Origin of the sequence: Succinimonas amylolytica DSM 2873 (genome assembly GCF_000378405.1) — a bacterium.
Classification (GTDB): Bacteria; Pseudomonadota; Gammaproteobacteria; order Enterobacterales; family Succinivibrionaceae; genus Succinimonas; species Succinimonas amylolytica.
Genome location: NZ_KB899641.1, coordinates 60,860 through 69,116, shown reverse-complemented (window position 1 = coordinate 69,116; position 8,257 = coordinate 60,860). Strand labels below are relative to the sequence as shown.

6 protein-coding genes and 1 pseudogene are annotated in these 8,257 nt (G+C 48.7%); 4 read left to right on the top strand and 3 right to left on the bottom strand.

Going from position 1 to position 8,257, the window contains the following annotated elements:
• Positions 1–322: 322 nt before the first annotated feature.
• Both F557_RS0116935 and recN read right to left on the bottom strand, forming a co-directional pair.
• Positions 323–634: a hypothetical protein gene (locus F557_RS0116935; RefSeq protein ID WP_019003397.1), complete on the bottom strand. Its 312-nt coding sequence runs from the start codon at positions 632–634 to the stop codon at positions 323–325.
• Positions 635–753: 119 nt separating this feature from the next.
• Complete coding sequence (gene recN, locus F557_RS20635; RefSeq protein WP_019003396.1) at positions 754–2,466, bottom strand: DNA repair protein RecN; 1,713 nt, start codon at positions 2,464–2,466, stop codon at positions 754–756.
• A gap of 334 nt (positions 2,467–2,800) precedes the next feature.
• Here recN and F557_RS20630 point away from each other — a divergent pair, with 334 nt between their 5' ends.
• From F557_RS20630 to F557_RS0116905, 4 genes are all read left to right on the top strand, one after another.
• Entirely contained in the window at positions 2,801–3,481 is a 681-nt protein-coding gene (locus F557_RS20630) for a DUF6273 domain-containing protein (RefSeq protein WP_019003395.1), read from the top strand.
• Between the two features lie 402 nt (positions 3,482–3,883).
• Positions 3,884–4,735, top strand: coding sequence for a pyridoxamine kinase (locus F557_RS0116915; RefSeq protein ID WP_019003393.1), 852 nt, complete (start codon positions 3,884–3,886; stop codon positions 4,733–4,735).
• Between the two features lie 379 nt (positions 4,736–5,114).
• Positions 5,115–7,094 (top strand): methyl-accepting chemotaxis protein, encoded by a 1,980-nt coding sequence (locus tag F557_RS0116910; protein ID WP_019003392.1) that lies wholly within the window; start codon positions 5,115–5,117, stop codon positions 7,092–7,094.
• Positions 7,095–7,372: 278 nt separating this feature from the next.
• The gene (locus tag F557_RS0116905) at positions 7,373–7,558 is read left to right on the top strand and encodes a hypothetical protein (protein WP_019003391.1); all 186 of its coding nucleotides are present in this window, start codon (positions 7,373–7,375) and stop codon (positions 7,556–7,558) included.
• A gap of 332 nt (positions 7,559–7,890) precedes the next feature.
• On the opposite strand, the pseudogene F557_RS23145 reads toward F557_RS0116905, so the two are convergent.
• Positions 7,891–8,257: pseudogene (locus tag F557_RS23145) on the bottom strand (transposase); the annotation flags it as partial.

The following is an 8,257-nucleotide window of genomic DNA, read 5'->3' as shown; positions in this document are numbered from 1 at the left end:
TACAAGTCGGCCCTGGAATTCCGGGACAGACAGGTCAAGGCCTACGCCATGGTGTTTGCCGGTTCCGAGTGTGTGCACTGCGGGTAATTTTCATTTCCGGTTCTGCTATAGGGGGGATAAGAGACATATAGGAGCGAAAGCTGTCCCGGCTGCACCAGGCTCCCCGCAGGTTCAGGGCGATGCCCGAAAAGGAGGCTGGTGCGGGTTCCTGCCTGGAGGCTTCATGGTGTCAGAAGCCGAAAAACACCTCCGGCACCTTATTTACCTACCGGTTCTGCCAGTTCTCTATAGCATAAAAACCGGGCAGCTATATGAATCCGTCCTACTTCTTGAAACAAAGAAAGATGGGGAAGGGAATTATCAGAAACGGCGGAACAATAAGCATAAGCACAGTAAGCTTTTTCTCAAGTTTGGCATTGCCCAGCCGGAACCAGGTGGCAATGGTCAGAAACACCCAGCAGAGTCCGATAACCTCGAAGTGACGGAAAATAAGGGATTCAATGTAGGAACTTACAGCAGCCTCTCCCTGTGTCTGAGCGGCATTATAAGCGTCCATGGAGAAATCTCCGCCGAGAGCATAAAAAGGAAGCCCGAGGCATATCAGGGTGATAATGCTGTAAATAAGTCTGTTCATGATAGATTATCCTTCTCAGAGGTTAACAAATGATCAGTCAATCTCTGAGAGTTTAACACAGCGTTTTGTGCCGGAAAAGCACTTCGCAATACAAAATGCCTGCCACGACCTGTTCAGGCTCAGTCGGCCCTGAGAAGATCCTCCAGCGTAGAGTTCGCTGTTTCCCGGGCCTGGTTTTCCAGAAGCTCCCGGGCATTCATTAAGGCGGCATCGGTAATCTCAGCACTGCCCAGAAGACGGGCGATCTCCTGCTCTCTTCCCGCAGTATCCAGTTCGATGACCGCACTTTCAGTAATTTCGTTTACCGTGGATTTCCGTACCTCGTACTGATGATGGGCGGCGGCGGCTACCTGCGGGAGATGGGTTACAGTAATAACCTGGGAGTGTTTCCCCAGAAGCCGGAGAAGCTTTCCGGTAATGGCTGCCGTTCTGCCGCTGATACCGGTGTCGATTTCGTCGAATATCAGGGTTGGCGAGGAGATGCGGTTGGCGGTGAGCACCAGAATCGAAAGGGCGATGCGGCTGATTTCACCGCCGGACGCGGTGTTTTCGATAAGCCCCGGAGGAAGCCCCTTATTGGCGGAAAATTTAAAGTCGATGACATCGATGCCGCTGTCGGAAATAGTCTCCCCCTCCCGGAATTCCACCTCAAAAACCGCATCGGGCATGGAAAGCTCCCGGAGCATTCCGGTAATTTCGGCGGCGAAGGCCGGGGCCTTTGCACGGCGTTTCTCGCTGAGTTCCCGGGCTTTGGTCAGAAAGCTTTCCTTTGCCTGGATAACCGCTGCCTTGCATTCCTCAATCTGCTCCTTTATGGATGAAAAGCCTTCAGCCTTTTTGTGCAGATCCCGAAGAACTCCGGTAAGCTCCTCCGGCTTTACGCCGTATTTTCTGGCATAGTCGGCATACTGTGCCAGCCGGTCATTGATAATGCTAATCCTTCCGGGATCCACCTCAAGACCGCCGCTGTAGTCTGCGAGCTGCTCTGCCACATCCTCAATGGCGAGGCGGGCTGACTCCAGACTGTCAGAAACAGGCTTCAGGGATTTGTCGATAGCGGCAAGGCCTTCCAGCCGGGCGGAAAGAGTTCCGGTCAGGGCAAGCACTCCCGTATCGTCATCGTTAAGGGCATTCAGGATATCCTGTGTGCCGTCTCCGATAACCTTGACATTGCTGAGGCGGTCGTATTCGTTGGAGATTTCCGTAAATTCATTCTCCGCGGGATTGAACTTTTCAAGCTCGGCAATCTGATAGTGGGTAAGCTTGTATTCCGCCAGGGTTTCGTCCTGCTTCCGGGCCAGCTCAATGAGCCGGTTTTTACCGTCCCGGAACGTATGATACAGCGAGCCCACATCGCTGACCTCGGGACCCAGTCCGGAAAATGCATCCAGAAAGGCCATCTGGCGTTCGGACTTTAGCATGAGCTGCCCGTCGTTCTGGCCATGAATATTCAGCAGAAAAGGGGCCAGCTCCTTCAGCATCTTGACACTGACAGCGTAATCATTGATAAAGTTCCGGGAGTGGCCGCCGGCGGCTATGGATCTTCTGATAATGCAGAGCTCCTGATCCTCCTGGAGCAGGGAATTGTCCCGCAGAAAGGCCAGTGCCCGGGGGGCATCGCTCAGGGAAAAGGTACCGCAGATGCTGGCGCTGGACGCACCGGGCCTGACAGATCGGGCATCGGCACGGCCGCCCAGAAGAAGACTGAGGGCATCTATGGCGATGGATTTCCCGGCACCGGTTTCGCCGGTAATGGCGCTCATGCCTTTATTGAGGGTGAGAGAGACCTTGCGGGCAATGGCATAGTTTTCAATAACAAGAGATTCCAGCATATAAAAAGACAAACTCCCCGGATAAATACCGGCCCTTTCCTGAGGCCGGACGGTATTTTAGCAAATTCGGGAGTTTCTGGCATGAGCAGCATATGTTTACCCCTGTTTTCATGATGTTACAGGAGCCGGCATTATTTTTCAAAATAATGGCCGATACTGCTCAAACTTTCGATAAACGCCTTTTACCAGGAAAACTCTTCTGACGCGACCGAGAGTAAAATTTCAGAAAGGGGCTATTTCGGAATGTCCGGCTCTCCCCCAAATACAGCCTCCCTTTCAGGGTGATGGGGCATGCTCCGGAAATTCCGGCTCCGGATTCTACGGAGGACAGGTTATGAATGTTTTCAAAAAAAAGGGCCTTTTTCCGGTATTGCTGAAGCTGGCAATGCTGGCACTCTTTGCTTTGCTCCCGGAGGTTTGGGCCGGAACTCCGGAAAAGGGCGGTACGATAGCGATGGGGACACTGCCGGCAGCGGGAACGGAACAACCGGATCCTCTGATCTGGAAGGTTCTGGACGTTCAGGATGACAGGGCTCTCCTCATTACCGAGAAATGTCCGGATGCCATTCCCTATCATACGGTTCTTAAGGATATCACCTGGGAAGGCAGCGCTATCAGAAAATGGCTGAATGAAGATTTTTTTCAGAAGGCCTTCACAGCATCCGAGAAGGATCTGGTACTGACGGTAAAGCTGGACAATCCTGACAATGCAAAGTATCCCACGAAAGGAGGCAACCCCACCGAGGATCGGGTTTTTCTGCTTAGCAATGAGGAGGTTCTCAGGTATTTCCCGGAAGCCTCCTCACGGGTATGCGCCCCCTCGTCCATGGCAGTGCTGCATAAGGCCCGCCGCGACCGTGACAACGGCAACGTGGGCTGGTGGACCAGAACCCCGGGATTTTTTCAGGGCTACGCTTCCTATGTGCTGTCCACCGGAGTTTTGGGAATGATTGGTCATTTTGCAGATTTTGAGGACAATACCGTGCGTCCGGCGATGTGGATTCGTATAAGATAGCAGGGTCTCCTTCCATACGCCCTCTGCCGTTCCTGCGGACGGGAACGGCGGGATTCTCTGTGCCCGGCATGTTATCATGGAGCTCTCCGGTTTCATGGATGAAGAAAACAGGTGTGAGGCTGCTGATATATTTTCTTTCTATTTTTTTATTCTGAACTGCCGAAGGGGATCTCCGTGTTCTGGCGGTGCGGCAGGGGAGTGAAGTTCTTTGCAACCGATTCTCCCTCGGAACTGATTGCACGGCTCAGGATAAAAAACTTGCAGGATGTCACATTTTATTTAAAATAGACGCTGATTTACGAGTGCCGCGGTATTGACGGCTGCTATGCCGCCGCCGGATTTTTCTATTTCTGATCCCCTTCCTGACGTTCGGGATTATTCTCTCTCAGAAGACAGTTACTTATGGGCAAAAAGGTATTACTGATAAACGATATTGCCGGTTATGGCAAGGTGGCTCTTTCGGCAATGATTCCGGTGCTGACCACTTTGGGACATGACATCTACAACCTTCCTACTGCCATTGTATCAAACACCCTGGATTACGGCCTTTTCCGGATCCAGGACACCACCTCCTACATGAAGGATACCATTGCAGTGTGGAAAAATCTGGGCTTCCGGTTTGATGCGGTTGCCACCGGTCTTCTGGCCAATGGGGAACAGGCGGATCTTCTCATTGATTTCTGTACGGAGCAGTCGAAATCCGGAGTAAAAATCTTTGTGGACCCCATCATGGCGGATAATGGCAGCCTCTATAACGGTATGACGGATAAAACCGTGGCAGCCTTCCGGAGACTTCTGAAGGTGGCAGACTTCGCGGTGCCGAACTACACCGAAGCCATGCTCCTTACCGGCCGGGAATACCATGAGGAAGTCACCCGTGAGGAGCTTAAGGAGATTATCGGGGATCTGCGGAAGCTCGGGGCTGGTTCTGCGGTCATCACCAGTCTCCGGATTGACGGTCTTGATATGGTAGGGGGCTATGATGCAGACACCGGCCGTTACTTTACCATCCCCTTTGACAAGGTTCCGGTGTTCTTCCCGGGAACCGGCGATATATTTCTCTCTGTGCTGATGGGCTTTATTATGAAGGGGCGGAGTTTCCCGGAAGCCACCGGGATTGCCATGCGGCTGGTCCGGGAGATGGTGCTCCGGAACCGTGATAACCGGGACAAGTTCAAGGGTATTATGATTGAAAAGTGCCTGGATATTCTGATGTCCGAAGAGCCTGAAGGCTATCAGGCAGCCTTTTTCTGACCATTTTCGGCTCCCCGCTTTTTTCAGGGCGGCAGCGCGGGGAGTCTCCATGGGTAACTCTGTTAAAAGCATTATCCTCGCTGCCGTAAAATTTTCCCTGATCCCTTTTTATCAGACTGATGATTTCGCTGTCTCACAGGATCAGACATTGTCATCAGCACGTTCTTTGGTTTGGAACAGTTTTCAGGCAATTCTGCAAAATTATTAGCTTACTTCACACAAATGCAATTTACTTCCGGTTAAATCACACAGGGAAGGATCGGGGGTTCCGTTCTCTATGGTAAAATTTTTTACATTATAAGTGTTTGCTGCGGTGCAGTGCTTGTTTCTTCATGTGAGAAGTGAATATGCTTTTCGGTCTATATTATGGAGAGATATCATGCTGAAATCCCTCCGTTCCAAGGTTTTTGCTTTATCCCTGGCTCCTTTGGGGGTGTTCTTTGTAGCTGTCGTTGTCAACAGTCATTTTTTTGAAAGGGCGCGGACCCTGGACGATACCTATCAGCTGGTAAATTCCATACTGATGGAAAATACCAGGGAACTGACGAAGTGGCAGAAGCACAACGCCACTTTGCTGGACAGCCTTTCAAAGCTTAAGAAGGATCTTTATAAGGACAGATCCTTCATGATGTCTGTGGCCAGAGCCAATAATGTGGACGTCTATTATGCTGAGGATTCCGGAAAAATATATGCCAGCGATCAGTCCGAAAAGGAATTTGCCGCCGGAACCTACGTCCAGGAATACAACGCAGTGGAAGAGGAGTGGTACGGAAGAGCAACCGAAAGAGTCTCCATGGACAAGATGGAATTTGAGGATACTGTGGGAGCCTGGGTAGTATCCTGGCTTGTCAGAAAGGATGACGGAGTTTTCGGAATCGATGTTCGCACCTCTGATATTTCGATTACAGCCAAGGACATTAATCTTCCCCACAAGGGCCGGCTTTTGCTTCTGGACGAGAATAACTTCATCATCAGCTGGGGTGATCAGGAGTACCTTGGCAAGAAAGTATCGGAACTGGATCCGTCCCTTAACGACGAGATGATTGCCAGAATGCTGAACGAATCCCGGAAAGGTTTTGTCGGCTACACTAACAGAATGGGCGTAGAACGTCTTGGTGTGGCAGCAATGGTTGGCAACTCGGGATGGAAATTCGTGATTATTCTCGATCAGAATGCTATTCTCAAGGGACTGACAGATACCGAAACCATTCAGATTATCGCACTCCTCATACTGATGGTGCTTATCTTCTTTGCCGTTAAGCTGTCAGCCCGGAAGTACGTTACCGATCCTATAGGCAGAGTTACTGACGCCATAACTAACATGAGTCAGAACAATGACTTTACCGTGACTGTTGATACCAGATCCAGCGATGAGATCGGCGTAATGTCCCGGAATGTCAACGAGTTCATGAAGAAGCAGGCAGAGATGGTGGGAGTTGCCAAAACCATGAGCAGTTCCATCATGAAAGGAGTCACCACCTGCAACGAAGCAACCCTGAATGTCGAAGGTCAGGTACGCAATCAGGAGCTTGTAACTGCCGATTTCGCCAATTCCATCAAGGAAATGCACGGGGCTACTGATGAAATTTCCAGAAATGCCAGTGATACCGCCATTAAGGTTACCTCGGTGCACAACCTTTCTGAAAACGGCGTTTCCATTGCCGCCAGCACCAGAAATTCCGTGGACGTGCTCAAGAAGGATATCGACAGTACCTCAGTGGCTATCAGGAATCTGGACGAACTTACTGTAGGTATTGCTTCAGTTGTTGAGACCATTCGCGGCATTGCGGATCAGACAAATCTCCTGGCCCTTAATGCAGCCATTGAGGCGGCCCGTGCCGGAGAACACGGCCGTGGCTTTGCGGTGGTAGCTGACGAGGTGCGTGCGCTGTCTTCCCGCACCAAGGAATCCACTTCCGAGATCGAAAAGACCATCACCTCCCTCAAGACCGAAACCGAAAATGCGGTAGACATGATGAAGAAAAGCTCCGAAAGCTGCAGCCGCACCATTGATTTTGTTGAGGCTATAACTACCAAGCTGCGCGAAATGAATGCCCATATCGGGGAAATTTCAGATATGACCACCATGATTGCGTCAGCCACTGCCGAGCAGGATCAGACCTTCAGCCTGATCCAGGAAGGGGTGGAAAAGATGCGGGAAAGTGCCCGGGAAATTGCTCTCGATATGAACAAGTGCACCGATGCCTGCGCCAGCCTGTCGAACGGAGCTGAGGAAATGATCCAGACCTTCAGCGTCTACAAGGTAAACGAAGCAGAGCCGGAGAAGGTGCCGGATTCTCAGAAAGACGAGGGGAAAGATTCTCCCCCTGAAGATGAACCTCTGCTTCTAAAAGACTAGTCCGGATTTTCCGGCTGACAAAGGCTCTGGATGACAGAGCCTTTTGTGTGCTCGGCATGTTCTATATCTGTAGGGTGAAAGTCCCGAACACGACCGCTGGTGGTAAGTGTTAGCGAAATCTCTACTCCGAATTTGATACCGAGTCTTGCTACATAAGGCTTTAGGCTCGTTTGGTTAGCTAGGCTTGCTTGTACTTTTATAGCTTGATAATTTGAACTTGATTCAGTAATTTTCCTGTCGTTTTTGTACAATTTATATAGGTTGCAAGAGAGAAAAATATGAAAACTAATAATTTTAGATTTGCTCAAATCGTTGATTTTTTTAGCAAATATAGTGGAGCTGAATATATAAAGCCAGAAAAAGCAGGGACTGAAAAAGAATATATGGAAACCCTTTATAAACAAGGCTCTGAAGCGCGAAAAAATTTTATAAATTTTGCAAAACAAACTAGTAGAAGAATTTGATGATCTTGTTTATACCAAATGCTCACTTTAGCAAGGTAACAAAGGGCGAGGACATGCAGGGATAAAATATTCTTTATGGATTCAGATAAAAAATCCTAAATGGCAAGAACAAATACAAAGTATATCGTTGTCATTAGAGGCAAATGATAGTTTAAATGTAAGAGTTTATATTCATCAGAAAGATACGACGTGGAATCCACGGCGTTTGATCCTCAATTTAAAAGTAAAATTTTAAACCAGCAGTTTCATTTGTTAGATATTCCTTTGAAGAAAGGTCTAAAATTTTATATTCTAGATGAAGATCTTGAATAGAACTTTCCCAAATCGTAATACTATACATTCTTTTTTGGTCTGCCAGGAGATCTTTTAGTTGGTACTTCATCTTGTGGTAAAAGAGACAACTTTTGAAGTACCTTAACCTGAGACGGATTCATATTTATAAGTTGCCAATCACCCGAGTTAATTCTGGCTTGCTTAGCTCTTTTTAAAATTGACATGATTTTTTTATAGGTAAAAGTGTTCAGTAATTCAGCCTTATCAAATTTGTTAATCAATTTAAATGATAGAACAGTTGACAGGAAATTGCAGAATTCACTTCCTATGATTGAGTAATCATCATGCACTCTGGTTTCATCAAACAGACACGCATTTTTATAGAATCTCATTACAATTTCGATTTGCCACCTTTCTTTATAGATT

What these genes read in the sequence shown, in the direction of transcription:
- F557_RS0116935 (WP_019003397.1), bottom strand. Translation starts at nt 634, where the DNA reads ATGAACAGACTTATTTACAGCATTATCACCCTGATATGCCTCGGGCTT.
- F557_RS20630 (WP_019003395.1), top strand. Translation starts at nt 2,801, where the DNA reads ATGAATGTTTTCAAAAAAAAGGGCCTTTTTCCGGTATTGCTGAAGCTG.
- F557_RS0116905 (WP_019003391.1), top strand. Translation starts at nt 7,373, where the DNA reads ATGAAAACTAATAATTTTAGATTTGCTCAAATCGTTGATTTTTTTAGC.
- F557_RS0116915 (WP_019003393.1), top strand. Translation starts at nt 3,884, where the DNA reads ATGGGCAAAAAGGTATTACTGATAAACGATATTGCCGGTTATGGCAAG.
- recN (WP_019003396.1), bottom strand. Translation starts at nt 2,466, where the DNA reads ATGCTGGAATCTCTTGTTATTGAAAACTATGCCATTGCCCGCAAGGTC.
- F557_RS0116910 (WP_019003392.1), top strand. Translation starts at nt 5,115, where the DNA reads ATGCTGAAATCCCTCCGTTCCAAGGTTTTTGCTTTATCCCTGGCTCCT.